At 73.0% G+C, this 26,410-nt stretch carries 24 protein-coding genes and 1 pseudogene; 17 read left to right on the top strand and 8 right to left on the bottom strand.

Features of this window, described 5'->3' with window-relative positions:
• The first annotated feature begins 122 nt into the window (after nucleotides 1-122).
• From pheS to ACFYOV_RS21995, 5 genes are all read left to right on the top strand, one after another.
• Nucleotides 123-1,244 carry a phenylalanine--tRNA ligase subunit alpha gene (gene pheS / locus ACFYOV_RS22015; protein WP_389089937.1) on the top strand — a complete coding sequence of 374 codons (1,122 nt, stop codon included), beginning with the start codon at nucleotides 123-125 and terminating at the stop codon, nucleotides 1,242-1,244.
• Nucleotides 1,244-3,766, top strand: a complete 2,523-nt coding sequence (pheT, locus tag ACFYOV_RS22010) for a phenylalanine--tRNA ligase subunit beta (RefSeq protein WP_389089935.1) — start codon at nucleotides 1,244-1,246, stop codon at nucleotides 3,764-3,766. Before pheS ends, pheT begins: the two co-directional genes overlap by 1 nt.
• A gap of 240 nt (nucleotides 3,767-4,006) precedes the next feature.
• A complete protein-coding gene (locus ACFYOV_RS22005; protein WP_389089934.1) occupies nucleotides 4,007-5,107 on the top strand; it encodes a PP2C family protein-serine/threonine phosphatase in 1,101 nt (366 codons plus the stop codon).
• A 262-nt stretch (nucleotides 5,108-5,369) separates the two neighbouring features.
• Nucleotides 5,370-6,710, top strand: coding sequence for a transcriptional regulator (locus ACFYOV_RS22000; protein WP_389089932.1), 1,341 nt, complete (start codon nucleotides 5,370-5,372; stop codon nucleotides 6,708-6,710).
• Between the two features lie 65 nt (nucleotides 6,711-6,775).
• Complete coding sequence (locus ACFYOV_RS21995; protein ID WP_389089931.1) at nucleotides 6,776-7,330, top strand: NUDIX domain-containing protein; 555 nt, start codon at nucleotides 6,776-6,778, stop codon at nucleotides 7,328-7,330.
• Here ACFYOV_RS21995 and ACFYOV_RS21990 read toward each other — a convergent pair.
• Together ACFYOV_RS21990 and ACFYOV_RS21985 are read right to left on the bottom strand one after the other, a co-directional pair.
• Entirely contained in the window at nucleotides 7,327-7,584 is a 258-nt protein-coding gene (locus ACFYOV_RS21990; RefSeq protein WP_389089929.1) for a hypothetical protein, read from the bottom strand. The two genes, ACFYOV_RS21995 and ACFYOV_RS21990, sit on opposite strands and share 4 nt — an antisense overlap.
• A 183-nt stretch (nucleotides 7,585-7,767) precedes the next feature.
• Nucleotides 7,768-8,628 (bottom strand): 3-hydroxybutyryl-CoA dehydrogenase, encoded by an 861-nt coding sequence (locus tag ACFYOV_RS21985; RefSeq protein WP_389089928.1) that lies wholly within the window; start codon nucleotides 8,626-8,628, stop codon nucleotides 7,768-7,770.
• Between the two features lie 203 nt (nucleotides 8,629-8,831).
• Here ACFYOV_RS21985 and ACFYOV_RS21980 point away from each other — a divergent pair, with 203 nt between their 5' ends.
• Complete coding sequence (locus ACFYOV_RS21980) at nucleotides 8,832-10,067, top strand: glycoside hydrolase family 10 protein (protein WP_389089926.1); 1,236 nt, start codon at nucleotides 8,832-8,834, stop codon at nucleotides 10,065-10,067.
• A 1-nt stretch (nucleotide 10,068) separates the two neighbouring features.
• Here ACFYOV_RS21980 and ACFYOV_RS21975 read toward each other — a convergent pair whose 3' ends face one another.
• Together ACFYOV_RS21975 and ACFYOV_RS21970 are read right to left on the bottom strand one after the other, a co-directional pair.
• On the bottom strand, nucleotides 10,069-10,263 hold the full coding sequence (locus ACFYOV_RS21975) for a DUF1918 domain-containing protein (RefSeq protein WP_389089925.1): 195 nt from the start codon (nucleotides 10,261-10,263) through the stop codon (nucleotides 10,069-10,071).
• A gap of 91 nt (nucleotides 10,264-10,354) precedes the next feature.
• Entirely contained in the window at nucleotides 10,355-11,356 is a 1,002-nt protein-coding gene (locus ACFYOV_RS21970) for a DMT family transporter (RefSeq protein WP_389089923.1), read from the bottom strand.
• Here ACFYOV_RS21970 and ACFYOV_RS21965 point away from each other — a divergent pair.
• The 3 genes from ACFYOV_RS21965 (at nucleotide 11,355) to ACFYOV_RS21955 (ending at nucleotide 14,106) form a co-directional block, all read left to right on the top strand.
• Nucleotides 11,355-12,788, top strand: coding sequence for a PLP-dependent aminotransferase family protein (locus ACFYOV_RS21965; protein ID WP_389089922.1), 1,434 nt, complete (start codon nucleotides 11,355-11,357; stop codon nucleotides 12,786-12,788). The genes ACFYOV_RS21970 and ACFYOV_RS21965 overlap by 2 nt on opposite strands.
• Before the next feature lie 150 nt (nucleotides 12,789-12,938).
• Nucleotides 12,939-13,376 (top strand): GNAT family N-acetyltransferase, encoded by a 438-nt coding sequence (locus ACFYOV_RS21960; protein WP_389089920.1) that lies wholly within the window; start codon nucleotides 12,939-12,941, stop codon nucleotides 13,374-13,376.
• Nucleotides 13,377-13,512: 136 nt separating this feature from the next.
• Nucleotides 13,513-14,106 (top strand): histidine phosphatase family protein, encoded by a 594-nt coding sequence (locus tag ACFYOV_RS21955; RefSeq protein WP_389089918.1) that lies wholly within the window; start codon nucleotides 13,513-13,515, stop codon nucleotides 14,104-14,106.
• On the opposite strand, the gene ACFYOV_RS21950 is transcribed toward ACFYOV_RS21955, so the two are convergent.
• A complete protein-coding gene (locus ACFYOV_RS21950; protein WP_389090023.1) occupies nucleotides 14,103-14,564 on the bottom strand; it encodes a DUF6314 family protein in 462 nt (153 codons plus the stop codon). The two genes, ACFYOV_RS21955 and ACFYOV_RS21950, sit on opposite strands and share 4 nt — an antisense overlap.
• Before the next feature lie 109 nt (nucleotides 14,565-14,673).
• Here ACFYOV_RS21950 and ACFYOV_RS21945 point away from each other — a divergent pair.
• From ACFYOV_RS21945 to ACFYOV_RS21910, 8 genes and pseudogenes are all read left to right on the top strand, one after another.
• Nucleotides 14,674-15,143 (top strand): annotated as a pseudogene (locus tag ACFYOV_RS21945) (carbohydrate binding domain-containing protein); the annotation flags it as partial.
• A gap of 224 nt (nucleotides 15,144-15,367) precedes the next feature.
• On the top strand, nucleotides 15,368-16,570 hold the full coding sequence (locus ACFYOV_RS21940; RefSeq protein ID WP_389089917.1) for an NAD(P)/FAD-dependent oxidoreductase: 1,203 nt from the start codon (nucleotides 15,368-15,370) through the stop codon (nucleotides 16,568-16,570).
• A gap of 10 nt (nucleotides 16,571-16,580) precedes the next feature.
• The gene (gene sigJ / locus ACFYOV_RS21935; protein WP_389089915.1) at nucleotides 16,581-17,534 is read left to right on the top strand and encodes an RNA polymerase sigma factor SigJ; all 954 of its coding nucleotides are present in this window, start codon (nucleotides 16,581-16,583) and stop codon (nucleotides 17,532-17,534) included.
• 92 nt (nucleotides 17,535-17,626) lie between these two features.
• Nucleotides 17,627-18,655, top strand: a complete 1,029-nt coding sequence (gene argC, locus ACFYOV_RS21930; RefSeq protein ID WP_389089914.1) for an N-acetyl-gamma-glutamyl-phosphate reductase — start codon at nucleotides 17,627-17,629, stop codon at nucleotides 18,653-18,655.
• On the top strand, nucleotides 18,652-19,803 hold the full coding sequence (gene argJ, locus ACFYOV_RS21925) for a bifunctional glutamate N-acetyltransferase/amino-acid acetyltransferase ArgJ (RefSeq protein WP_389089912.1): 1,152 nt from the start codon (nucleotides 18,652-18,654) through the stop codon (nucleotides 19,801-19,803). Before argC ends, argJ begins: the two co-directional genes overlap by 4 nt.
• Nucleotides 19,800-20,762, top strand: coding sequence for an acetylglutamate kinase (gene argB, locus ACFYOV_RS21920; RefSeq protein ID WP_389089911.1), 963 nt, complete (start codon nucleotides 19,800-19,802; stop codon nucleotides 20,760-20,762). Before argJ ends, argB begins: the two co-directional genes overlap by 4 nt.
• Nucleotides 20,759-21,955 carry an acetylornithine transaminase gene (locus ACFYOV_RS21915; protein ID WP_389089909.1) on the top strand — a complete coding sequence of 399 codons (1,197 nt, stop codon included), beginning with the start codon at nucleotides 20,759-20,761 and terminating at the stop codon, nucleotides 21,953-21,955. Before argB ends, ACFYOV_RS21915 begins: the two co-directional genes overlap by 4 nt.
• A 25-nt stretch (nucleotides 21,956-21,980) precedes the next feature.
• The gene (locus ACFYOV_RS21910) at nucleotides 21,981-22,520 is read left to right on the top strand and encodes an arginine repressor (protein ID WP_389089908.1); all 540 of its coding nucleotides are present in this window, start codon (nucleotides 21,981-21,983) and stop codon (nucleotides 22,518-22,520) included.
• Between the two features lie 539 nt (nucleotides 22,521-23,059).
• Here ACFYOV_RS21910 and ACFYOV_RS21905 read toward each other — a convergent pair.
• From ACFYOV_RS21905 to ACFYOV_RS21895, 3 genes are read right to left on the bottom strand one after another with little or no spacing between them, the layout of a single operon-like run.
• Nucleotides 23,060-23,800 (bottom strand): FAD:protein FMN transferase, encoded by a 741-nt coding sequence (locus ACFYOV_RS21905; RefSeq protein WP_389090022.1) that lies wholly within the window; start codon nucleotides 23,798-23,800, stop codon nucleotides 23,060-23,062.
• A gap of 55 nt (nucleotides 23,801-23,855) precedes the next feature.
• Nucleotides 23,856-24,956 (bottom strand): FMN-binding protein, encoded by a 1,101-nt coding sequence (locus ACFYOV_RS21900; RefSeq protein WP_389089906.1) that lies wholly within the window; start codon nucleotides 24,954-24,956, stop codon nucleotides 23,856-23,858.
• A 39-nt stretch (nucleotides 24,957-24,995) separates the two neighbouring features.
• Complete coding sequence (locus tag ACFYOV_RS21895; protein WP_389089905.1) at nucleotides 24,996-26,378, bottom strand: ferric reductase-like transmembrane domain-containing protein; 1,383 nt, start codon at nucleotides 26,376-26,378, stop codon at nucleotides 24,996-24,998.
• Between the last annotated feature and the right edge of the window lie 32 nt (nucleotides 26,379-26,410).

Below are 26,410 nucleotides of genomic sequence, written 5' to 3'. Positions count from 1 at the left end.
CACCCCGTTAGACTCGGCCTTTGGCACCTTTGTGTCCCAAAAACCGTGACGATCTGTCCCAAAACACGGTGACGAGTCGGTGACGGGGACCGTCAGCCAGCCAATCGGAAGCACGGGAAGAGATGTCGGCACCCAATAAGTCGTACGACCCTGTCGAGGTCGAGGCGTTGAAACCGGAAGAGATCGAGCGCATGCGGGACGAGGCGCTCGCCGCCTTCGCCGCCGCGGACTCCCTCGACGCGCTCCACGAGGCGAAGGTCGCCCACACCGGCCCCGCCTCGCCGCTGGCCCTCGCCAACCGCGAGATCGGCGCCCTGCCCCCGCACGCCAAGGCGGACGCCGGCAAGCGCGTGGGCCAGGCGCGCGGTGCCGTGAACAAGGGCCTCGCCGCCCGCCAGGCCGAGCTCGAGGCCGAGCGGGACGCGCGCGTGCTGGTCGAGGAGGCGGTGGACGTCACCCTGCCCTACGACCGCGTCCCGGCCGGCGCCCGCCACCCGCTCACCACCCTCTCGGAGCGCATCGAGGACATCTTCGTGGCCATGGGCTACGAGGTGGCCGAGGGACCGCAGGTCGAGGCCGAGTGGTTCAACTTCGACGCGCTCAACATCGGCCCGGACCACCCGGCCCGCGGCGAGCACGACACCTTCTTCGTGCAGGGCCCCCGGGGCGGCACCGAGTCCGGCGTCGTACTGCGCACCCACACCTCCCCCGTGCAGATCCGCTCCCTGCTGGACCGTGAGCTGCCGGTCTACGTGATCTGCCCGGGCCGCGTGTACCGCACCGACGAGCTGGACGCCACCCACACCCCCGTCTTCCACCAGGTCGAGCTGCTCGCCGTGGACGAGGGCCTGACCATGGCGGACCTCAAGGGCACCCTGGACCACATGGTCCAGTCGCTGTTCGGCGAGGGGATGAAGACCCGGCTGCGGCCGAACTTCTTCCCGTTCACCGAGCCCAGCGCCGAGATGGACATGCTCTGCTACGTCTGCAAGGGCGCGTCCGTCGGCAACCCCGACCGCCCCTGCCGCACCTGCTCGTCCGAGGGCTGGATCGAGCTCGGCGGCTGCGGCATGGTCAACCCGCGGGTGCTCACCGCCTGCGGCGTCGACCCGGAGAAGTACAGCGGCTTCGCCTTCGGGTTCGGCATCGAGCGAATGCTGATGTTCCGCCACAACGTCGAGGACATGCGAGACATGGTCGAGGGTGACGTCCGGTTCACCCGGCCGTTCGGGATGGAGATCTGATGCGGGTCCCGCTTTCTTGGCTGCGGGAGTACGTCGACCTGCCGGCCACGGAGACCGGCCGCGACGTGCAGGCCAAGCTCATTTCGGCCGGCCTCGAGGTGGAGACCGTCGACCACCTCGGCGCCGACCTCAAGGGCCCCCTCGTCGTGGGCCGGGTCGCCACCATCGAGGAGCTGGAGGGCTTCAAGAAGCCCATCCGCCACTGCACCGTCGACGTCGGCCGGGCCAACGGCACCGGCGAGCCCCAGGAGATCATCTGCGGCGCCCGGAACTTCACCGTCGGCGACAAGGTCGTCGTCGCGCTGCCCGGCGCCGTGCTGCCCGGCGACTTCCAGATCGCCGAGCGCCAGACCTACGGCCGGATGTCGCGCGGCATGATCTGCTCCAGCGACGAACTCGGCATGGGCGACGACGGCACCAAGGGCATCATCGTGCTGCCGCCGGAGACCGAGGTCGGCAAGGACGCGATCGAGCTGCTCGAGCTCGTCGACGAGGTCCTCGACATCGCCGTCACCCCGGACCGCGGCTACTGCCTGTCGCTGCGCGGCGTCGCCCGCGAGGCCGCCACCGCCTACGGGCTCCCGCTGCGCGACCCGGCCCTGCTCGACGTGCCCGCCCCGAACGCCTTCGGCTACCCGGTGAAGGTCTCCGACCCCGCCGGCTGCGACCGCTTCACCGCCCGCACGGTGACCGGCCTCAGCCCCGAGGCGCGCTCCCCGATCTGGCTGAAGCGCCGGCTCCAGAAGGTCGGCATGCGCCCGATCTCGCTCGCCGTCGACGTCACCAACTACGTGATGATGGAGCTCGGCCAGCCCCTGCACGCCTACGACCGTTCCCTGGTCCAGGGAGCGATCGGCGTGCGCCGGGCCGAGGCGGGCGAGAAGCTCACCACCCTCGACGGGGTGACCCGCACCCTCGACCCCGAGGACCTGGTCATTACCGACGAGCGGGGCCCCATCGGCCTCGCCGGTGTCATGGGCGGCGCCAACACCGAGATCGCCGACCACGACGCCGTCGACAACGGGTCGAACGCGTCGACCGACGTGGTCATCGAGGCCGCCCACTTCGACGCGGTGTCCATCGCCCGCACCGCCCGTCGGCACAAGCTGTCCTCCGAGGCGTCCCGGCGCTTCGAGCGCGGCGTCGACCCGCAGGCCGCCGCCGCTGCCGCGCAGCGCACCGTCGACCTGCTGGTCCTCCTTGCCGGCGGTACCGCCGAGGCCGGTGTCACCGAGGTCGTCGCGCCCGGCGCGCCGCGCACCATCACCATCCCGGCCGACCACCCGGACCGGGTCGCGGGCGTGGCCTACGGCCGCGAGACCGTCGTGCGCCGCCTCCAGGAGGTCGGCTGCGACGTCCACGGCCAGGACACGCTGGTCGTCACCGTGCCGTCCTGGCGGCCCGACCTCACCGACCCGAACGACCTGGCCGAAGAGGTCATCCGGCTCGAGGGCTACGAGAACCTGCCCTCCACGCTGCCCCGGCCGCCCGCCGGCCGCGGCCTGACCGGCCGTCAGCGGCTGCACCGCCGCATCGGTCGCGCCCTGGCCGGCGCCGGCTACGTCGAGGCGCCGAACTACCCGTTCGTCAGCGAGCAGGTCTTCGACCAGCTCGGCCTCGACGCCGACGACCCGGCCCGCCGCGTGGTGCGGCTGACCAACCCGCTCAGCGACGAGGAGCCCGCGCTGCGCACCTCGCTGCTGCCCGGCCTGCTCGGCGCCCTGCGGCGCAACGACGGACGCGGCAGCCACGACCTGGCGCTGTTCGAGACCGGCCTGGTCTTCCACCCCCGTGAGGAGCAGCGCACCGCCGTCCGGCTGCCCGTGGACCGCCGGCCCACCCACGAGGAGATCGCGGAGCTGGACGCCGCTCTGCCGGACCAGCCGCGGCACGTCGCCGTGGTCCTCGCCGGTGCGCGCGAGCAGACCGGCTGGTGGGGCGCCGGCCGCCCGGCCGACTGGGCCGACGCGGTCGAGGCCGCCCGGACCGTCGCCCGCGGGGCCGGTGCCGAACTCCTCGTCCGCAAGGGCCAGTACGGCCCCTGGCACCCGGGCCGCTGCGCCGAACTCGCGGTCGCCGTCGACGGCACCGAGCGCGTCGTCGGCCATGCCGGTGAGCTGCACCCGCGCGTCCTGAAGACTCTGGGGCTGCCCGAGCGCACCTGTGCGATGGAGCTGGACCTGGACGTCCTGGAGCGGGTCGGCAACGACCTCCCGCAGGCCCCCGCCATCTCCACGTTCCCGGTCGCCACGCAGGACGTCGCGCTGGTCGTGGACGCCTTCGTGCCGGCGGCGGAGGTCGAGGCGGCGCTGCGCGAGGGCGCCGGTGAACTGCTGGAGTCCATCCGGCTGTTCGACGTCTACGAGAACGCCGAGCAGCTGGGCGAGGGCCGCAGGTCGCTGGCGTACGCGCTGCGGTTCCGCGCCGGCGACCGCACCCTCACGGTCGACGAGGCGTCGGCCGCCCGGGAAGCGGCGGTCGCCCTCGCCGGCGAGCGCACCGGGGCCGTCCTGCGAGGCTAGTCACCGAGCGTCCCGAAGGGGACGCCGACACCGCACCCCACCGGCCGGCCGGGTCGACGACCCGGCCGGCCGTGGCGTTCCCCCGCCCCGCGGGCCGCCGTCGATGCGCGACGGACTCCTCACTCGTTCGGGTGGCTGTCCCGGGCGGTACGCCTGGATCGGGTCCCCTGGTCGACAGAATCGGACCGGCCTCTCGAGGCCGGTCTGTGCTGTCCGGGCCTACATTGGGGGGCCATCGGCATGATCCGCTTCACGGCTGGGGCTCCCCGCGGGGTGCGGCCCCGCAGCAGCTCACGGGCTCCCGCTCCCGGACCGACCTCCTGGGGCGGCGCCACCACCTACCGGTTCTCCTGCCCGCTCGCCCAGCAGGACGGGCTCGGCGCACGCCTGGCCGGCAGCGCCGTGCTGTTCGCCGTCGGCACGGGACTCGTGGTCCACGTCCGGCGCAGACTGCTGCGGGAACTGCGGCGAACCCGGCGCATCGCGGACGCCGCGCAGAGCGCGCTGCTGCGGCCGCCGCCCCCGTACGTCGGCCCACTGGCCGTCGCCGCCGTGCAGTTGTCCGCCGACCGCGGCGCGCGGATCGGTGGGGACCTGTACGAGGTGGCCGCCACCGAGCACGGGGTCCGGGCCGTCATCGGCGACGTCCGGGGACACGGGCTCGGCGCCGTGCGGACCGGGGCCGCCGTGCTCGGGAGCTTCCGCGAGGCCGTGCACGACGAGGCCGACCTCGCCGGTGTACTGCGCCGGCTGGAGCGGGCGATGGACCGGCATCTGCGGGAGCGGACCCGGGACGGGCATCCCGCGCCGGGTCCCGCGCACGAACCTGCTGCTGACGGGCCGGAGGCCGAGGAGTTCGTCACCGTCCTGCTGCTGGAGATCCGTCCGGACGGCGAGATGCGGGCGCTGAACTGCGGGCATCCCTGGCCCTACCGGCTGAGCGGCACGGGGGTCGAACCGCTTGCCCGCGCCGATCCGCTCCCGCCGCTCGGGCCGTTCCCGCTGCCGGCCGATCTCCCGGCCGTCCCCTGCGGCGCCCTGCTGCCCGGCGAGACGCTCGTCCTGCACACGGACGGCGTCGAGGACGCGCGCGACAGCAGTGGCCGGTTCTTCCCCCTGCGGGGCGTACTGGCCGCCGCGGTGCGCGCGCAGCCGCCGCCTCCGGACGACGTCGTCCGCACGATCCTCGCCGCCCTCCTGCACCACACGTCGGGCGCGCCCGCCGACGACGTGGCCCTCCTCGTCCTGGGGCACGAGCACCCGGCCGGGTCCGGCCCGCCGGGGGCACGGGCCGCCCCGTCCTCCGCCGTGCCGCACGCGCGCGCGACCAACCCCCTCTAGTCCCCTGCTGCCTGGCCGGCTCGGCCGTCCGCCCCGCCACGGAGTGTCGGGCAGGCAGCTGGGCGGACGGCGCGGTGTCGGGCCGCCGCACTGTACGAGGGGGAGCCGGCGGCCCGGCCGGCCTCTTGCGAGGGAAATCAGTCAACCGGCCGGAAACTCTCCGCGACAGTGCGCGCACACTGCGGATGCGAGCACTCCGTTCACACCCCGTGTGAACGGGGAGCCACTAGTCTGTCCGGCACCCAGCCAACGGGGGGCATCCATGCAGCCCAACACACTGCTCGACGCGATCCTGGACGAGGCCGGGGTCTCGCACGCGGGACTGGCCGCGCACGTCAACCAGGCCGGACGGGCGCGCGGCCTGTCCCTGCGCTACGAGCACACCGCCGTGGCGCGCTGGCTGAAGGGGCAGCGGCCCCGGGGTCAGGTGCCCGACCTGATCTGCGAGGTGCTCGCCGCCCGGCTGCACCGCCCGGTCACGCTCGACGACATCGGACTCGGTGTGCCGGGCGAACCCTCCGCCCCGCACACCGCGACGCTCTGCGGCTTCGTCGAACGGGCCACCGCGCTGTGGCGCTCCGACCAGCAGCGGCGCCCGCACGTGCTCGACGCTCCCGCGGTCACCGGCACGCCCGCGGTGATGCCGGTCTGGGAGTGGGAGAACCCGCCCGAGGACGTGGACGTCTCCCGCGGCGGACGGCACCGGGTCACCCACGGCGACATCCAGATGCTGCGCGCCGCCCGCACCCACTACGAGCAGATGTACCGCAAGGCCGGCGGCGTCGCGACCCGGGCCCGCATCGTCGGCTTCCTCAACGCCGAGGCCGCCCCGCTGCTGCGCGGCGGCTACACCGACGCCACCGGCCGCCAACTGCACCGGGCCACCGGCGGACTGGTCGCCATCGCCGGGATCTGCGCCTACGACTCCGATGCGCACGGCCTGGCCCAGCGCTACTTCCACCAGGCGCTCAGGCTCGCGAAGGCCAGCGGGGACCGGGGACTCGGCGCCTATGTGATCGCGCTGCTGGTCAACCAGTCGCTGTTCATGCGGGAGTTCCGCCAGGCCGTCGCCTTCGCGGAGGCCGCGTTGCGCGCCGCCGGCACGCACATCACCCCGGCGCTCGCCTCCGACCTCTACGCGATGCAGGCCAAGGCGTACGCGCACCTCGGCGACGGCACGAGCGCGCTGTCCTGCATCCGGCGGGCCGAGCAGGCCGCCGAACGCATCCGGCGCGGACACGAGCCCGACGAGACCGGCTATGTCCAGCCGGGCCTGGTGAACGTCCAGGTGGCCGAGGCGCTGCTCAGTCTCGGCGAACTCGCGGCGGCGGGGGAGCACGCGGCGGCGGCCGTGGACAACCCGGCGCACGACCGCGGCCGGGTGCACCGGCTCGCCATGCTGAGCACCATCGAACTGCGGCAGGGCAACGCCGACAAGGCGGTGGCCATCGCGGTGCAGATGGCGGAACAGGCCCGGGGAATGGAGTCCCAGCGCCTGCGCGACCGCCTGCGCGCGGTCCGCGAGCACCTGATGCGCAGCGGCTGCGCGGGCACCGCCGAGGCGGCCGAACTCATCGACGGGGCGCTGCGCGTGCCGCTGTAGTGCGCCTGCTGCCGGACCGTCCCTGCTGCGATATTGCCCCTTACCCAACGGAAGGTGGCAGCACCATGCAGTGGACGAAATCGACCGAACACACTGTGTATGCGAATCGCTGGTTCAGCGTGAACCTCGCGGATGTCGCACTCCCGGACGGCCGGCATCTCGACCACTTCCTCATACGACTGCGGCCCGTCGCCGTGGCCACGGTCGTCAACGACGCCAACGAGGTCCTGCTGCTGTGGCGTCACCGCTTCATCACGGACAGCTGGGGCTGGGAACTCGCGGCCGGGGTGGTGGAGGACGGCGAGGACATCGCCGCCGCGGCCGCCCGGGAACTGGAGGAGGAGACCGGATGGCGGCCGGGACCCCTGCGCCACCTCATGAGCGTGGAGCCGTCCAACGGACTCACCGACGCCCGCCATCACGTCTACTGGGCCGACGAGGGGGAGTACGTGGGGCATCCCGTGGACGACTTCGAGTCCGACCGCCGGGAGTGGGTCTCCCTCAAGATCGTCCCCGACCTCGTCGCCCGGGGCGAGGTCCCGGCCGCCGGCATGGCGGCGGCGTTGCTCCTGCTGCACCATCTCCGGCTCGGGCAGGACGCCGTGCCGGGCGGGCACTAGCGTCCGAGCGCCTGCCACACCGCCACGGCCAGGGCGCCCACAGCCGTGACGGCCGCGATCGACGGCAGCGGCCAGCGGGCGTGCTCCAGCGTGACGATCCGGGTGTTCAGCTCCTCCAGCTCCCTGGCCGCCTCCTCGGTGCGATGGCTGAGCAGAGCCAGTCCGCCCTCCACCCGGGTGTACGCGACATCGAGGCGGCGCCGTAACTCTGCGAGTTCACCCTGAACGACGGGATGCTCGGGATCGGCGGTCACAAGTCCGCTCCTTTCCGTTGCGGTGGTCATCCCTTGCATGCGCATCAAGAGTCAACTCCCCTGGTGGACGCGGGGGGAGAGTGTGCGAGCGGCATATGCGGGCCCGCTGCGCACTCGGTGTGCGAACGTCGCGGGCCCGGCACCTGACCAGGTGCCGGGCCCGCGGAGCGTGGCTGTGGGTAGTCAGCCGTAGGTGTAGAAGCCGGAACCGGTCTTGCGGCCCAGCCGACCCGCGTCCACCATGCGCTGGAGCAGCGGGGGCGCGGCGTACAGCGGCTCCTTGTACTCCTCGTACATCGAGTGCGCGACCGAGGCGACCGTGTCCAGGCCGATCAGGTCGGACAGCTTCAGCGGACCCATCGGGTGGGCGCAGCCCATCTCCATGCCGTTGTCGATGTCCTCGCGGCTGGCGATGCCCGACTCGAACATCCGGATCGCGGAGAGCAGGTAGGGGATCAGCAGCGCGTTGACCACGAAGCCGGAGCGGTCCACGGCGCGGATGGCGTGCTTGCCCAGCACCTTCTCGGTGAAGACCTGGGCCCGGCCGATCGTGCCCTCGGAGGTGGTGAGCGCCGGGATCAGCTCCACCAGCTTCTGCACCGGAGCCGGGTTGAAGAAGTGGATGCCGATCACGTGGTCGGGCCGCGAGGTGGCGACGGCCAGTTTCACCAGGGGGATGGAGGAGGTGTTGGAGGCCAGGATCGCGTCCGGCCGGGTCACCACCTGGTCGAGGACCTGGAAGATCTCGGTCTTGACCTGCTCGTTCTCCACGACGGCCTCGATGACGAGGTCGCGGTCGGCGAATGCGCCGAGGTCCGTGGTGAAGCTCAGCCGGGCCTGGGTGGCGTCCAGTTCCTCCGCGGTGATCTTGCCCCGCTCGGCCGCCTTCGACAGGGAGTTGAACAGCCGGGTACGGCCGATCTCCAGGGCTTCGCCGGTGGTCTCGGCGACCTTCACGTCCAGTCCGGCTCGGGCGCACACCTCGGCGATCCCCGCGCCCATCTGACCGCAGCCCACCACTCCGACGCGTTCGATGTCGGTCACATCGTCCCTTTCGCTTCTCTGCGCGGTTCGTCTGCGCTGATCTTCGGCTGTGGCAGGTTCGCCGGGTTCCGGTGCCCTGCTCCGTTCGTGCACGTTACTCCGAAGTATCGATGATCGATCGCGCGGGTCCGGCATCCTGGGTCCCTCGGCGGTCCGGACGGCCCGGACCGCGGCACGTTCGAGGCATGCCAGGGGGCAGGCGGATGGGACGAGTGTCACGCAGGGCGTTCACGACGGCGGCGCTGGCGGCGCTGGCGACGATGCCGGAGGCGTCGGCCGCGCCGGGACGGCACCGGCCGCGGCCGGCGGCGGCCGGGGAGATGCGGGGTGTGTGGCTGGCCACGGTCGCCAACCGGGACTGGCCGTCCCGGCCGGGGCTGAGCGCCGCCGAGCAGCGGGCCGAGCTGATCGCGCACCTCGACACCGCCGTCCGCCGCCGACTCAACACCGTGATCTTCCAGGTCCGGCCCACGGCCGACGCCCTGTGGCCCTCGCCGTACGAACCGTGGTCGCACTACCTCACCGGTACCCAGGGCCGGCACCCGGGCTGGGATCCGCTGGGCACGGCGGTCGAGGAGGCCCACGCGCGCGGTCTGGAGCTGCACGCCTGGTTCAACCCGTACCGCGTCGCCCTCCACACCGATCCCAACCGGCTCACCGCCTCCCACCCGGCGCGCCGGAACCCCGGCTGGCTGGTGCCGTACGGCGGGAAGCTGCTCTACAACCCCGGGCTGCCCGAGGTCCGCGCCTTCGTGCGGGAGGCGATGCTGGACGCGGTGCGCCGGTACCCCGTCGACGCCGTCCACTTCGACGACTACTTCTACCCGTACCCGGTGGCCGGGCAGACCTTCGACGACGACGCGGCGTACGACGCCCACGGCGGCGGTTTTCCCGACCGGGCAGCCTGGCGGCGGGACAACGTCGACCGGCTGGTGCGGGAGACGGCGGCCGGGATCCGCAGGATCCGGCCCGGCACCCGCTTCGGCATCAGCCCGTTCGGCGTGTGGCGCAACGCCGCCACCGATCCGCGCGGCTCCGACACCCGGGCGGGCGTGCAGACCTACGACGACCTGCACGCGGACACCCGGCGGTGGGCGCGCGAGAACTGGATCGACTACATCTGCCCGCAGTTGTACTGGCACATCGGCTTCGAGGCCGCCGACTACGCGAAGCTGCTGTCCTGGTGGGCGAAGGTGGTGCGGGGCAGCGGGACACGGCTGTACGTGGGGGAGGCGCTGTACAAGGCGGGTGACCCGGCGCAGCCCGCGCCCTGGCAGGACCCGGCCGAACTGTCCCGGCACCTCACGCTGGCCCGGAAGCACCCGCAGGTGCGCGGGCACGTCTTCTTCGCCGCGCGAGAGGTGCGGACCGACCGGGTGGGCGCGATGGCGCGGGTGATCGCCGACCACTACCGGCGGCCGGCGATCCCCCCGCGGTGACCTACTGCTGGTGGGCCTTGTGCCGGATCTCGGAATCGGGGCCGGGCGAGCAGACGGCCTCGTGTCCGTCCTCGAAGCGGACCCGGTAGGGCGGGTTGCCCTCCTGGCCCATCACTTCGACGATCTCGGCGACCTTGTCGTGCTGACCGACCACCCTGCCGTGCTGGACAAGCTGGTCGCCCACGGTTGCGTGCATCGGGGCCTCCTCACCAAGTGCGGGAGCAGCGGTCCGTGGCCTCGAGTCTAGGACGTGGCGCGCCGCTCGGCAGCGGGCTGTGCGGCCGCTTTCAGCCGCGGCTGCGCTGGGTGACGGCGATGCACACGAGCACCGCCGTGGCCGTCAGGGGGGCGGCCACCGTCAGGTGCTCGCCCAGCAGCAGCACCGACCACACCAGTGTGAGCAGCGGCTGGGCCAGCTGCAACTGGCTGGCCTTGGGGATGCCGATCGCCGCCATGCCCCGGTACCAGAAGATCAGCCCCAGGAACTGCGAACCCGCGGCCACCCACAGCAGCCCGGCCACGGCCTGCGCGGTCGGCCGCACCGGCTCGTACGACAGGGCCACCACGGCGGCCGGCACCGCGAGCGGCAGGCACAGCACCAGCGCCCAGCCGATCACCTGCCACCCCGGCATGATCCGGGCCAGCCGGCCTCCCTCGGTGTAGCCGGCCGCACAGACCAGCAACGCCGCGAACAGGTACAGGTCGGCGTTGCCCAGCGCGCCGCCGCTCTGCCGGACGGTGAAGGCGGCCACCGCGGCGGCTCCGGCGAGCGCCGCCACCCAGAAGGTGCGAGAGGGCCGGGAGCCGACGCGCAGCGCGGACAGCAGCGCGGTGGTCAGCGGGAGCAGACCCACGACGACGGCCGCGTGCGCGGTGGTCGAGCTCCGCAGCGCGAGCGTGGTCAGCATCGGGAAGCCGAGCACCACACCGGCGGCGACCACGGCGAGCCCGGGCCAGTGCCGGCGGGCGGGCAGCGGAATGCGCAGGGCCAGCAGGCAGCCGCCCGCGATCAGCGCGGCGAGGACGCTCCGCACGGCCACGAGCGACCAGGGCCCGAACCCCTCCAGCCCCCATGCGGTGGCCGGGAAGGTGAGCGAGAACGCGACGACGCCGAGCCCGGCCTGCGCCGTCCCGAGCCCGGGGCGCATCCGGGGGCGGGGCCGGTCCGGGGTGGCGGTGCCACGGGTCCCGCCGTTTCGTGCGGAGGGAATCCCTTCCGGACCGGTGCCCTGTTCCTGGCCGGCGACCGCTATCTGGGAAGGGTCAGTAGCGCTACTCTGTGCTCTCATGCATGAGCGTAGCAGTGTCGGTGAGTTGGCGGATCGGCTGCGGCAGGAGGTCGACCGCTATCCACCGGGTGGAAAGCTGCCGTCCAGTCGGGCCCTTGTGGAGCGGTTCCGGGTGAGTCCGGTGACCGTCTCGCGGGCCCTCGCGCAGCTCGCCGCCGAGGGGCTGGTCGTCACCCGGCCCGGAGCCGGGGCCTTCCGTGCGCGACCCAGGGCCGCCGCCCCGCCCGCCGGGGACACGTCCTGGCAGGAGGTCGCGCTCAGCGCCGACGGCGCCGCCGACCTCGTGCCCCGCTCGGTGGACGCCACCGGCGTGCTCGCCTCGCTCGCCGCGCCGCCGCCGGGCGTGATCGAGTTCAACGGCGGCTATCTGCACCCCTCGCTCCAGCCGGAGCGTGCGATGGCCGCGGCGCTGTCCCGGGCCGGGCGCCGGCCGGGCGCCTGGGGGAGACCTCCCATGGAGGGCCTGCCCGAGCTGCGGGAATGGTTCGCGCGCAGCATCGGCGGCGCGGTCACCGCGGCCGGTGTGCTGGTCACCGCGGGTGGGCAGTCCGCGCTGACCACCGCCCTGCGCGCGTTGGCCCCGCCCGGTGCCCCGGTCCTCGTCGAGTCGCCGACCTACCCCGGCATGCTGGCCATCGCCCGTGCGGCCGGACTGCGACCGGTGCCCGTTCCCGTGGACGCGGACGGCGTACGGCCCGCCCTGCTCGCCGACGCGTTCCGGGCCACCGGTGCCCGGGTCTTCGTCTGCCAGCCGCTGTTCCAGAACCCCACCGGCACAGTGCTCGCCCCCGGCCGGCGTGGTGAGGTGCTGCGCATCGCGCGCGAGGCGGGCGCGTTCGTGGTCGAGGACGACTTCGTCCGGCGGCTGGTGCACGAGGACGCCGGGCCGCTGCCGCGCCCCCTCGCCGCCGACGACCCCGACGGGGTCGTGGTGCACGTCTGCTCGCTGACCAAGGCCACCTCGCCCAGCTTCCGGGTGAGCGCCCTCGCCGCGCACGGCCCGGTGCTGGCACGGCTGCGGGCCATCCAGGTCGTCGACACCTTCTTCGTGTCCCGGCCCCTCCAGGAGGCCGCACTCGAACTCGTCGGCTCGCCCGCCTGGCCCCGCCATCTGCGGGCGGTGTCCGCCGAGTTGCGGGTCCGCAGGGAGGCGCTGACCGCCGCGCTCCGGCTTCGGCTGCCCGAACTCGCCCTGCGGCACGTCCCGTCCGGCGGCTACCACCTGTGGCTGCGCCTGCCCGACGGGACCGCCGAGTCCGCCCTGACGACCGCCGCCCTGCGCGCCGGGGTCGCCGTCGCCCCCGGCCGGCCCTACTTCAGCGCCGAACCCCCGGCCGGTCACGTCCGTCTGAGCTTCGCCGCGGTCGCGGGCACGGGGGAGATCGCGGAGGGCGTGCGACGGCTGCGTACCGCCTGCGACGAGGTGCTGTGACCGCCCGGTCCGGACGGCTTGCCCGGCGCGCCCGTACGACGCGTGCGGTCCGGACGGCTTGCGCGACCCGTCCGGACGGAACAGTCCGGCCGGCCGGTCGTCGGCCATAATCGCTCGACGCCGGCCCGCGCCGCCTGCGAGCATCCCGCCATGAGCGACGTGCCGAGGCTGCCCGAGGGCTACGAGATCTCCATCGACCCCGACCGGATCGACGCCGCGCGCGTGCACCACTGGCTGTCCACCGACGCGTACTGGGCGCTCGGGCGGTCCCGGCGCAAGCAGGACCGGGCCATCGAGGGCTCGCTCAACTTCGGTGCGTACGACTCGGCCTCCGGGAAGCAGGTGGCGTACGCCCGGGTGGTCACCGACCGGGCCACCTTCGCCTGGCTGTGCGACGTGTACGTCGACCCGTCGGTCCGCGGCAAGGGTGTCGGCAGCGCCCTGGTCGCGGCCGTACGGGAGGAACTGCGGCCGCACGGCCTGCGGCGCATCATGCTCGCCACCCACGACGCGCACGGCGTGTACGAGAGGCTCGGATTCCGGCCACTGGACCGGCCCGAGCACTGGATGGCGCTCGTCCTGGACTGACGGCGCCGTGACCGACGGGCGTTCTCCGATGGATCGCCCGAGATGTCCTGACCGGTGAGTAAGGCGTGGCACACCCAGGGTGACGCCCCGGTAACACCTCTTGACCTGCGTACTTCCGCGACTGACGATGCGCGGCATGGCACTTCGGGTCACCTTCGTCGCCCCCGCGGGGAGCTCCTCGGTGCTTTCCGAGCGCTTCCAGGACGACCGGCCGCTGGATCAGTACGGCTGGGTCGAGGTGCAGCGTGCCGCCCACGAGCTGCTGCCGCTCGCCGCGGCCGATCTGCGCTACTGCTCGCCGACCCCGCGCAGCCGGGCCACGGGCGACGGGCTCGGATTCGCCCCGCTGGCCCAGCTCGCCCTGCGGCAGTGCGACATGGGCCGCTGGCGCGGGCTCACCCTGGGCGAGGCGATGGCCAGGGAGCCCGCGGCCGTGGACGCCTGGCTCGCCGATCCGCGGGCCACCGTGCACGGCGGCGAGTCGCTGCTCGGCTTCATCACCCGTGTCGGCGACTGGCTGGACACCCGGCCCCGCGAGGACGGCTGCCGCGTGGTCGCCGTGGCCGAGCCGTCCGTGATCCGCGCGGCCCTGGTGTATGCCCTGAAGGCTCCGCCCTCGACCTTCTGGAGCATCGACGTCCGCTCGCTGTCGACGATCACCGTCGCCGGCCGGGCGGGCCGCTGGAGCCTCCGGCTCGACGGAGTGTGCGCTCAGCCCCTGAGTGCCTAGCCGGTGGCCGGGAGCACCTCCTCGGCGCGCTCGTAGGCGGTTGTGAGCACCAGGTCCTTGGCGGGGCCCCGCACCCGCCAGAGCGTCCGCCAGTGGTCGGCGTCGCGCACCGTGAACTCGCCGCGGTAGAGGTCGGCCGAGCACGGGTGGTCGGCCAGGTACCGGCCCGTCGCGAGGTCCAGGTCGTGGAACGGGCGGCCGTCCGCGAACCGAACCCGCGCCGTGCCGCCCGGTCCCGGCAGGAAGTGCAGCGTCCGCTCCGCGGGCCGGGCGGTGCCGCGCCAGGTGAAGGTGCCGGATTCCCGGTGCAGCAGACCTCCGCCCTCCAGCGGGCCGAAAACGGTCGTCCCCTCGAAGTGGCCCTCGTCGCCGCTGCCCAGGTCCCGCACGGTCCGGGTCGCGCGCCAGCACCCCCTCATATAGGTCAGTACATCTGGTACTGGCCAGAAACCGCCCATCCCGCCTCGCCGATGCGTGCTGTCCAATGCCGTACGAACCATTGACGTGCTCCTGCCTTTCTCCCATCTTGCCGTTCGATGTTTTGACCATTGATCTATATGTCGAACAATGCTGATGTATCAAGCTCCACCCCTCCCAGAGAGAGCCGCGGAGCATCCATGTCACGCATCGATCGAAGCCGCTCCCGCCGCTCCCGCCGCACGCGGAGCCGCACCCGCCTCGGACCTCGGCCGGGCCGCCGACGGCGATCCGTATGCCGAGCTCGTCCGGAACCGCTCCTTCGAGTACTCCACCGCCGACAACGGCTCGTACGTGCCCCTGACCTCCTGGACCGCCGGCGGCGCGGCCGAGGTGGTGAACGACGCCGGACGGCTCAACGAGTGCAACCGCGACTGCCTGTCGCTGGGCGCCGGTTCGTCCGTCACCAACGCCGGTTACCACACCGGCCTCCGCGTCGAGGCGGGCAAGCGGACGACTTCTCTGTGTGGGCCCGTGCCGAGTCGGGGGCCGTGCTCACCAGCACGCTGAAGGGCTCCGCGGGCCGGCTCGCGACCGCCCCCCAGGTGGCCGTCGAGGGCCGCTGAGCCAAGTACCGGATCGGACAGCGATTGCCCGCAGCCGGTGGGCCGCCGTCCCCCGCGGGTTCGGCGGCCCGCGGACGCGCGGACGTCCCCGGCCGTCGGCGCTTCCCTCGTTCCGTGACCCACGTCCTGTGCCCCACGTCACATCCGCTTCCTGTCAGCAATCGGGGCGCTGCTCCGCTCAAGTCACCGGAAGGCAAGCGAACCGACAGGAGCGACCCATGAAGCACCGCATCGTCGTCCTCGGTGCCGGCTACGCCGGGGCCTACGTGGCCGGGAGCCTGGCCCGCCGGCTGTCCCCGGCGGACACCGAGATCACCGTCGTCAACGCCGAACCCGACTTCGTCCAGCGGCTGCGGCTGCACCAGCTCGCGGCCGGGCAGGAGATCGAGAGTCCGCAGCTGGCCGACGTCTTCGCGGGCACAGGGGTACGGCTGCGGCTGGCCCGGGTCACCGCCGTCCACCCCGAGCGCCGGGTCGTCGCCCTGGCCGACGCCGAGGGCGGGGACGAGCTCGGCTACGACACGCTGCTTTACACGTTGGGCAGTCACGTCGCCGACGGCGGCGTCCCCGGCGTGTCCGGTCACACCTTCGACGTCGCCGCCCGGCCCTCGGCGCTACGCCTGCGCGACCGCCTGGACGGCCTGGACGAGCGGGGCGGGGGCGGGAGCGTGCTCGTCGTCGGCGACGGGCTGACCGGCATCGAGACCGCCACCGAGATCGCCGAGTCCCGGCCCGGGCTGTCGGTGACACTGATCGCCCGCGGCGAGCTCGGCGCCCGGCTGTCCACGGGAGCCCGCGACCACCTGCGCCGGGCCTGCGACCGGCTGGGCATCACCGTCCTGGAGCACACCACCGTCGAAGCCGTCGAAGCGGCGCGGGTACTGTGCGCCGACGGCAGTGCCCTGGCGTCCGACGCGACCGTGTGGACGGCCGGGTTCACGGTCCATCCCCTCGCCGCCGCCAGCGGGCTGGAGGTCACCGGGAGCGGTCGGATCGTCGTCGACCGCACCATGCGGTCGGTCTCGCACCCGAACGTCTACGCCGCCGGGGACAGCGTCCACGCCGTCGGGGACAACGGCCTGCCGCTGCCGATGTCCTGCGGTTCCGCCGGATACACCGGCCGGCAGGTCACGGAAGCCGTCGTGGGACGCCTGACCGGCCGAGAGGTCACGAACGTCAAGCTGGCCTACCCGGGCAACCACATCAGCCTCGGGCGGCGCGACGGGATCCTTCAGCTGGTCGACGACGAGGGGCGGGCGAAGCCGACGTACGTGGGCGGCCCGAAGGCCGCGCGGATCAAGGCGGGCATTCTCCGGATGTCGCTGTGGGCCATCTCGCACCCGACCTTCGGCCTCCCCAGGCGCAAGCGCCGCCTGGCCGCCGCGGACCATGCGCCCGCCGTCGACCGAGTGGCCGCCTAGGGTGGTCCGCGTGGACGCCACCGGCACCGATCGCTTCGACACGCGTCGGTTCGAGGCCAGCCGAACCCGGCTGGCCTCGCTGGCCTACCGGATGCTGGGCTCCGCCACCGACGCCGAGGACGCCGTGCAGGACGCCTTCCTGCACTGGCAGGCCGCGGACCGGCAGCGGATCGAGGTGCCGGAGGCGTGGCTGACCAAGGTCGTCACCAACCTGTGCCTCGACCGGCTCCGCTCGGCACGGGCCCGCCGCGAACGCGCCGTCGGCGCCTGGCTGCCCGAGCCGCTCCTCGACGGCGACCCGATGCTCGGCCCGGCCGACACCTTCGAGCAGCGAGAATCGGTCTCCCTCGCCGTGCTGACGCTCATGGAGCGCCTGTCACCCCTCGAACGGGCCGTCTACATCCTTCGCGAGGCGTTCTCCCACAGCCACGCCGAGATCGCCGAGATCCTCGACATCACCGAGTCCGCGAGCCAGCAGCACCTCCACCGGGCCCGGCGCCGCATCGCCGCGGGGCGCCACCGCGGCGGGGAAGTGGACCCGGCGTCCGCCCGCAGGATCGTCGAGGAGTTCCTCGAAGCAGCCACCTCGGGGCGCACCGAGCGGCTGGTGGCGCTGCTCACCGACGACGTGGTCGCGATCTCCGACGGCGCCGGCCTGACCGAGAAGCTGCTGCGCTTCACCACCGCGCAGCGCGTCGCCGCCGTGGCGCGGGCCGGCTTCAGGCCCACCACCGCCAAGCGGCGACTCGTCGGCGGCACGCCCGCCGTCCACTACGCGCTCGTCAACGGCGCCCCCGCCATCCTCACGGTGGTCCGGGACCAGGTCGTCGGCTCCGTGACGTTCGACATCACCGACGGCAGGATCGGCACCGTCCACGGCATCGCCGCCCCCGCCCGTCTGACCCGCCTGACCGAAGCCTGGCGGCGGCGCGAACCCGACACGCCGCTCATTGCCCGGTGGTGACCCGGTGCCGCCCGCGGCCCCGGTCGGGACCGTGGGACATTGCATAAAAGTGCAGCGAAACGTATAGTCATGCCATCCAGGAGGAGGAGTGCATGGCTGTACGCGCGGCAGTGGCCGGAGCGAGCGGATACGCAGGCGGGGAACTGCTGCGTCTGCTCCTGGCCCACCCCGAGGTCGAGATCGGCGCCCTGACCGGCAACTCCAACGCCGGACAGCGGCTCGGCGCGCTCCAGCCGCACCTGCTGCCGCTGGCCGACCGGGTGCTCCGGCCGACCTCCCCTGAGGTCCTCGCCGGTCACGACGTGGTTTTCCTCGCCCTGCCGCACGGCCAGTCCGCCGCCGTCGCCGAGCACCTCGGACCGGACGTCCTGGTGGTCGACATGGGCGCCGACTTCCGGCTGCGGGACGCCTCCGACTGGGAGAAGTTCTACGGCTCCCCGCACGCCGGAACCTGGCCGTACGGCCTTCCCGAACTGCCGGGCGCCCGTGCCGCGCTGGAGGGGTCCAAGCGCATCGCGGTGCCCGGTTGCTACCCGACCGCCGTCACCCTGGCCCTGTTCCCGGCGTACGCCGCGGGACTCGCCGAGAACGAGGCCGTGATCGTCGCCGCCTCCGGCACCTCCGGCGCGGGCAAGGCGCCCAAGCCGCACCTGCTGGGGAGCGAGGTCATGGGCTCGATGTCGCCCTACGGCGTCGGCGGCGTCCACCGGCACACCCCCGAGATGATCCAGAACCTCGGCGCGGCGGCCGGCGAGCGGGTCACCGTGTCCTTCACGCCGACCCTCGCCCCCATGCCCCGCGGCATCCTCGCCACGTGCAGTGCGAAGGCCCGACCGGGCGTGACCGCCGGCTCCGTGCGCGCCGCGTACGAGAAGGCCTTCGCCGACGAGCCCTTCGTCCACCTGCTCCCGGAGGGTCAGTGGCCCTCCACGGCGTCCGTCCACGGCTCCAACGCCGTCCAGGTGCAGGTCGCGTACGACGCCGCCGCGCACCGCGTCATCGCGATCAGCGCCATCGACAACCTGACCAAGGGCACCGCGGGCGGTGCCGTCCAGAGCATGAACATCGCCCTCGGACTCGACGAGTCCACCGGACTTTCCACGATCGGAGTCGCGCCGTGAGCGTCACCGCTGCCAAGGGCTTCACCGCCTCCGGCATCGCAGCAGGCATCAAGGAGAACGGCAACCCGGACCTGGCCCTCGTGGTCAACAACGGGCCGCGCCACGCCGCCGCGGGCGTCTTCACCTCCAACCGTGTCAAGGCCGCACCGGTGCTCTGGTCCGAGCAGGTGCTCAAGGCCGGCCGGTTGACGGCCGTCGTCCTCAACTCCGGTGGCGCCAACGCCTGCACCGGTCACAAGGGCTTCCAGGACACGCACGCCACCGCCGAGAAGGTCGCCGAGGCGCTCGGCATCGGCGCCGGCGACGTGGCCGTGTGCTCCACCGGCCTGATCGGCGTCCTGCTCCCGATGGACAAGCTGCTCCCCGGGGTCGAGACGGCCGCCGCGCACCTGTCCGAGCACGGCGGCGAGAAGGCCGCCATCGCCATCAAGACCACCGACACCGTGCACAAGACGTCCGTCGTCACCAAGGACGGCTGGACCGTCGGCGGCATGGCCAAGGGCGCCGGCATGCTCGCCCCCGGCCTCGCCACCATGCTGGTCGTCCTCACCACCGACGCCGATCTCGAGGCCGAGGCGCTCGACGGCGCCCTGCGCGCCGCGACGAAGGTCACCTTCGACCGCGTCGACTCCGACGGCTGCATGTCCACCAACGACACCGTGCTGCTGCTCGCCTCCGGCGCCTCGGGGATCGCCCCGGATCACGCCGAGTTCGCCGAGGCCGTACGCACCGTCTGCGACGACCTCGGGCAGCAGCTCATCCGGGACGCCGAGGGCGCCAGCAAGGACATCAAGGTCGAGGTGATCAACGCCGCGACCGAGGAGGACGCCGTCGAGGTGGGCCGCTCCATCGCCCGCAACAACCTCCTCAAGTGCGCGATCCACGGCGAGGACCCGAACTGGGGCCGGGTGCTGTCCGCCATCGGCACGACGAAGGCCGCGTTCGGGCCCGACCGGCTGAACGTGGCGATCAACGGCGTCTGGGTGTGCAAGAACGGCGGCGTCGGAGAGGACCGCGAGAAGGTCGACATGCGCTACCGCGAGGTGCACATCGTCGCCGACCTCGCCGCGGGCGACGAGACCGCCACCATCTGGACCAACGACCTCACCGCCGACTACGTCCACGAGAACAGCGCGTACTCCTCATGAGCACCACTCGCAAGCACACCGCTCTGCCCAAGGCGCAGATCCTCATCGAGGCACTGCCGTGGCTCGTCCGCCACAACGGCAAGACGGTCGTGATCAAGTTCGGCGGGAACGCCATGGTGGACGAGGAGCTGAAGGCCGCGTTCGCCCAGGACGTGGTGTTCCTGCACCACGCCGGGCTCAAGCCGGTGGTGGTGCACGGCGGCGGTCCGCAGATCAGCGCGGCGCTGGACAAGCACGGCATCGTCAGTGAGTTCCGGGCCGGTCTGCGGGTGACCACCGAGGACGCCATGGACGTGGTGCGGATGGTGCTGGCCGGGCAGGTGCAGCGGGAGCTGGTGGGACTGCTGAACCGGCACGGGCCGCTGGCCGTCGGCCTGACCGGCGAGGACGCGCACACCATCACCGCCACCCGGCACCGGCCCGAGATCGACGGCGAGCCGGTCGACATCGGACGGGTCGGCGAGATCACCGGCATCGACACCGGCGCGATCGAGGCCCTGCTGGCCGACGGGCGGATCCCGGTGGTGTCGTCGGTGGCGCGCAGCCAGGACGACCACCACGTCTACAACGTCAACGCCGACACGGCGGCGGCGGCACTGGCGGCGGCGCTGGGCGCGGAGACGCTGATGGTCCTCACGGACGTGGAGGGCCTGTACGAGGACTGGCCGAACTCGGACGAGGTGATCAGCCGGCTGACCGCGTCGCAGCTGGAGAAGCTGTTGCCGGACCTGTCGTCCGGCATGGTCCCGAAGATGGAGGGCTGCCTGCACGCCGTCCGCAACGGTGTGACCACGGCCCGGGTCATCGACGGCCGGGTCCAGCACTCGATTCTGCTGGAGATCTTCACCGACGAGGGCATCGGCACGATGGTCGTGCCCGACGAGAAGCCCGACGAGAAGCCCGACGAGAAGCCCGGCGAGAAGCCCGACGGCCGGCCGGACGAACAGGGGGAGTCGTGAGCAACCAGGAACTGACCACCCGGTGGCAGGGCGCGCTGATGAACAACTACGGCACGCCCCGGCTGCCCCTCGTGCGCGGTGAGGGCGCCACGGTGTGGGACGCCGACGGGAAGGCGTACGCGGACTTCGTGGGCGGGATCGCGGTCAACGCGCTCGGCCACGCCCACCCGGCCGTGGTCGAGGCGGTGAGCCGGCAGATCGCCTCCCTGGGGCACGTGTCCAACCTGTTCGTCGCCGAGCCGCCGGTCGCCCTGGCGGAGCGGCTGCTCCAGCTGTTCGGGCGTGAGGGACGGGTGTACTTCTGCAACTCGGGCGCGGAGGCGAACGAGGCGGCGTTCAAGATCGGGCGGCTGACCGGGCGCACGCACATGGTCGCCACCCACGGCGGTTTCCACGGCCGCACCATGGGCGCCCTGGCACTGACCGGACAGGCCGGCAAGCGCGAGCCGTTCCTGCCGCTGCCCGGCGACGTCACCCACGTCCCCTACGGCGACGCCCAGGCCCTCGCCGCGGCGGTGACCGAGGACACCGCACTGGTCGTCATCGAGCCGATCCAGGGAGAGATCGGGGTCGCGGTCCCCCCGCCCGGGTACCTGAAGGCGGCCCGGGCGATCACTGCCGCGACGGGTGCCCTTCTGGTGCTGGACGAGGTGCAGACCGGGGTGGGCCGTACCGGGACCTGGTTCGAGTACCAGGCCCACGAGGGTGTGCTGCCCGACGTCGTCACCCTGGCCAAGGGGCTCGGCGGCGGACTGCCGCTGGGCGCCACCGTCGCCTTCGGCCGTGCGGCCGAGCTGCTGCAGCCCGGCCACCACGGTACGACGTTCGGCGGTAACCCGGTCGCCTGCGCCGCCGGGCTCGCCGTGCTGGACACCATCGAGAACGAGGGGCTGCTGGAGAACACCAAGCGGCAGGGCGAGAGACTCCACGCGGGGATCGAGGGCCTGAACCACCCGTTGATCGACCATGTCCGGGGCGCGGGCCTGCTCCTGGGTATCGTGCTCACCAAGCCGCTCGCACCCCAGGTGCAACAGGCGGCTCAGGACGCCGGTTTCCTCGTGAACGCGCCCGCTCCCGACGTCGTACGGCTCATGCCGCCGCTGACTCTCGGCGACGACGCGGTGGACGCGTTCCTCCGGGCGCTGCCCGGCGTCCTCGACGTGGCCCACGAGGCCGACGGGGCCGACGGGTAAGGACGATCCGGGGAATGAGACGACGATGAGCCAGGAGCAGGACCACGGACAGCACGCCGGGCCTGCCGTGCCGCAGACCCGCACCGCACGCCACCGCCGGATCGTGGACATCCTCAACCGGCAGCCGGTGCGCTCGCAGAGCCAGCTGGCGAAGCTGCTCGCCGACGACGGGCTGTCCGTGACACAGGCGACGCTCAGCCGCGACCTCGACGAGCTGAACGCGGTGAAGATCCGCAACAACGACGGCGACCTCATCTACGCGGTGCCGAGCGAGGGGGGTTTCCGCACCCCGCGCGCGCCGCTGGGGGAGTCCGCGAAGGAGGAGCGGATGCGGCGGCTCTCCCAGGAGCTGCTGATCTCCGCGGAGGCGTCCGCGAACCTCGTGGTGCTGCGCACCCCGCCGGGAGCCGCCCAGTTCCTCGCCTCGGCCATCGACCAGGCGGAACTCCACGACATCCTGGGCACCATCGCCGGCGACGACACCCTCCTGCTGATCAGCAGGGAACCGACGGGCGGCCAGGCCCTGGCCGACCACCTGCTCCGCCTGGCCCAGAACGGGGGCTGAGGGGCGGCCGGGGCAGGTGCCCGGGTCCGTCGGCCCCTCGGGCGGGTCTGCCGACACCTCGGCCCGGGGCGCGACGGCGGACGGTCCCGGGACGGCGGCGGCTCCCGACATGAAGTTCGCCCCGGCCCTGCGGCGGTTTCCTGCCGCTCGTCCGGCCGGGCCCGGTGCGGCGGGGCCCCGGTGTGGTGGTGCTGCAGGGCGGCAGGGGTGCTCGGCACGGCGGCCGAGGGCCTCGGATCGCGGCCCCGAGCGGGTCCGAGCGGTCCTGCACCGGCCCTGCCGCCCGCCCGGCTCGTCACGGGTGGCGCCCCTCCCCGCTCGTCACGGGTGGCGCCCCTCCGCCCCGCTCGTCACCGGTGGCGCCGCTCCGACCGGCTCGGATCGGCCGCCCATGGCCGGGTCTGTACGGACCGGAGCCGTCGGTCCGGCACGGACGCCTGGGGTGAGGGAGCGGACCAGCGGCGCGCACGGGGGTACGCCATATCCGGGGTCCCGTGTTCCCGTGCTCCTGTATTCCCGCGACCGTACCCGCCTCTCCTTCAGCCCAGCCGCGCCGCCAGGCCCCCCGTGCACCGGACCTCGTCGCCCGCCGTGATGAGCAGGGCCTCCACGTCCGGCAGGGACTCCAGCCATGCCAGCCCGGCCCGCGAGCCCATCGCGAACGCGGCCGTGGCCCAACAGTCCGCCCAGGTCAGGGTCGGGGCCACCACGGTCACGGAGACGAGGTCGGTCACCGCGGAGCGGCCGGTGCGCGGATCGACGATGTGGTCGCCGCGTTCGGCGGTGCCGGAGGTCGCCACGGCCAGTTGGTCCGTGCCGGCGGCGGAGATCACCGCGGCCAGACCGCCCGGACGCAGCGGGTCCGACACACCGACCCGCCACGGCCGCTGTGCCCCCGGCGAGCCGAGGAGCTGCACGTCACCGCCCCCGTTGACGTGCACCCCGTGTACTCCGTCCGCCTGCGCCAGCCGCCGTGCCGCCCGCTCGGTCGCCCAGCCCTTGACGATGCCCGTCGGATCGAGGCGCCCGCGGTAGCGCGGACTGAACCAGCCATCGCTCACCCGTTCCGCCTCGGCGGCGAGTTCCAGCACCTCGGCGACTTCGGCATCGCACCGCTCGACGGACAGCTCACCGCGCGCCAGCCGCGAGACCTGGCTGTCGTCGCGGTACGTGCTGAACACCTCGTCGACCCGGTGCAGCCCCGCGACCGCGTCCTGGAGCGCCACCCGCACGGCACCGGGATCCCCGCCGCGGACGTCGAGGGAGAAGACGGTCCCCATCGCCTCCTCCACATGGCGCACGGCGGCGGGAGCCTCGGCGGACTCGGCCACCGTCTCAGCCACCGACCTTGTCCAGTGCGGACTGGAGTGACTTCTTGTAGCCGGTGCTGGTGTACGTGGCTCCGGACACGGAGTCGATGTCGGCGCTTCCGGCCGCGACGGCGGCCTGGTTGAGTCGGGGTACGGCGTTGGAGGTGATCCGGTCGCTCTGGCCGCCCTTGGGTGCCTGGACCGCTTCCGCCTTGGTGATCTTCCCGCCGTTGACTGTGATGCGGACCTGTACCGGCCCGTACTGGGTCTGTGCCGCGCTGCCCGTGACGACCTGTGCCTGGGCGCCACCGGAGCTCTGCCCCGAGCCGCCGCCGGTCCCGGAGGGGGCCGCGGCCCGCGCCTTGTCCAGTGCGGACTGGAGTGACTTCTTGTAGCCGGTGCTGGTGTACGTGGCTCCGGACACGGAGTCGATGTCGGCGCTTCCGGCCGCGACGGCGGCCTGGTTGAGTCGGGGTACGGCGTTGGAGGTGATCCGGTCGCTCTGGCCGCCCTTGGGTGCCTGGACCGCTTCCGCCTTGGTGATCTTCCCGCCGTTGACTGTGATGCGGACCTGTACCGGTCCGTACTGGGTCTGTGCCGCGCTGCCCGTGACGACCTGTGCCTGGGCGCCACCGGAGCTCTGCCCCGAGCCGCCGCCGGTCCCGGAGGGGGCCGCGGCCCGCGCCTTGTCCAGTGCGGACTGGAGTGACTTCTTGTAGCCGGTGCTGGTGTACGTGGCTCCGGACACGGAGTCGATGTCGGCGCTTCCGGCCGCGACGGCGGCCTGGTTGAGTCGGGGTACGGCGTTGGAGGTGATCCGGTCGCTCTGGCCGCCCTTGGGTGCCTGGACCGCTTCCGCCTTGGTGATCTTCCCGCCGTTCACTGTGATGCGGACCTGCACCGGCCCGTACTCCGTCTTCGCCGCGTCCCCGGTGACCGTGCCGTTCCCGATGGGCTGGGCGGCGCCCCCCTGCGGGGACTGGGCGGCCGCGGGCGGGGCCGCACCGCCCGCCGCCGCGGCCGAGCCCGGGTCGGACGCCGGCTTCAGTGACAGCAGCAGCACGATCCCCGAGACCGTGGCGGCGGTGGCGAGCACGGCACGCCGGACGGGATGACTCTTCCTCATCGCTTCTCAAGCTCCTGATGGGTGTGGACGACCCGTCGCTCACATCTCGAACGACTCGTGATGGATTCGGCGGGCGGGGACTCCCGCGCCGCGCAGTGCCTCGTACACCGACTGCGCGAAGCCGGGCGGTCCGCACATGAAGACGTCGTGCCGGTCGATGTCGGGTATCTTCCGCTGAAGGCTCTCGGCCGAGATGTCGGGCCGCTCCCCGTCGGGGCTGTTCACCGCGTACATCAGCCGCGCCCCCCGCTCGTCGGCGATCTTCGCCAGCTCGCCCCACAGCGCCAGGTCCTGCGTGCTGTTGGCCCGGTACAGCAGGGTGATGTCACCGGAGGCGCCGGGCAGTGTCTCGAACAGCGCCCGCATGGGCGTGATCCCCACGCCGCCCGCAACCAGCAGCACCTTGCCCCGGCTGCGCCGCTGCGCGGTCAGGGCGCCGTAGGGGCCCTCCGCCCACACGCGCGTGCCCGGCTCCAGCTCGCGCAGCCGGGAGCTGTGGTCGCCGATCGCCTTGACCGTGATCCGCAGCATGTCGGGGCGGGGCGCCGCCGACAGCGAGTACGGGTGCGAGCTGAACCGCATCCCGGGTGCCAGGAACCGCCAGCGGAAGAACTGCCCGGCCTCCGCGCCGATCCGGTGCAGCTTGCGCCCGCCGATCAGCACCGACACGATGCCGGGCGCCTCCTCGATGACCGCCTCGACCCGCATCCGGTGCCGCAGGTTCAGCCGGATCGGGGTGAGGATCCGGTACCAGAGGACCAGCGCGGTCACCCCGCCATAGAGGGCGTACCAGAAGGTCTTCGCGGAGGGCTCGACGGCGAACTCGTTTCCGGTGCTGATCTGGTGCCAGAAGGTCAGGTACACCGCGGCGTAGGTCAGCAGGTGCACGTGGTACCAGCCGTCGTACGGCAGCCGGCGGCGGATCCCGCCGATGGAGATGAGGCCGATCACGAACAGCAGACCGGTGCCGATGGCGGCCTTGCCCATGTCCGGCAGTTGGTTGATGGAACTGACGGTCTGCTGGACGATGTCGCCCAGGCCCTTGCCCGCCTGGAGGGCGTAGCCCCACATGATGAGGAAGACATGGGCGACGACCAGGCAGAGGGTGTAGCGGCCGCTCATCGCGTGCCAGCGCGCGACCCGGTCCGAACCCACCCGGCGCTCCAGCGCGGGCACCCGGGCCATCTGGAGCACCACGAGCGCCATCAGGTAGCCGGCGAGCAGTCCGGTGATCCGGCCCGCGGCGACGATCTGCGCGGTGGTGTCCGCGAGGGACGGCGTGCTGGTCCACCACAACCAGAGCACGGCCACCGCGCCCGCCGCCACGGCGAGCAGCAGCGGCACGGCGGGGGAGCGGCGCGGACGGATGCGGCGCATCGTCTGGCGGCGGGCGGCACGGCCGCCGGCGAGCGTGGTGGTCACGGTTCCTCCGGGGGGACTTGACCCTTGGCCCA

This window comes from Streptomyces sp. NPDC005931 (assembly GCF_042871235.1).
Lineage (GTDB): Bacteria > Actinomycetota > Actinomycetes > Streptomycetales > Streptomycetaceae > Streptomyces.
This window is presented reverse-complemented; position numbering and strand designations above follow the sequence as displayed.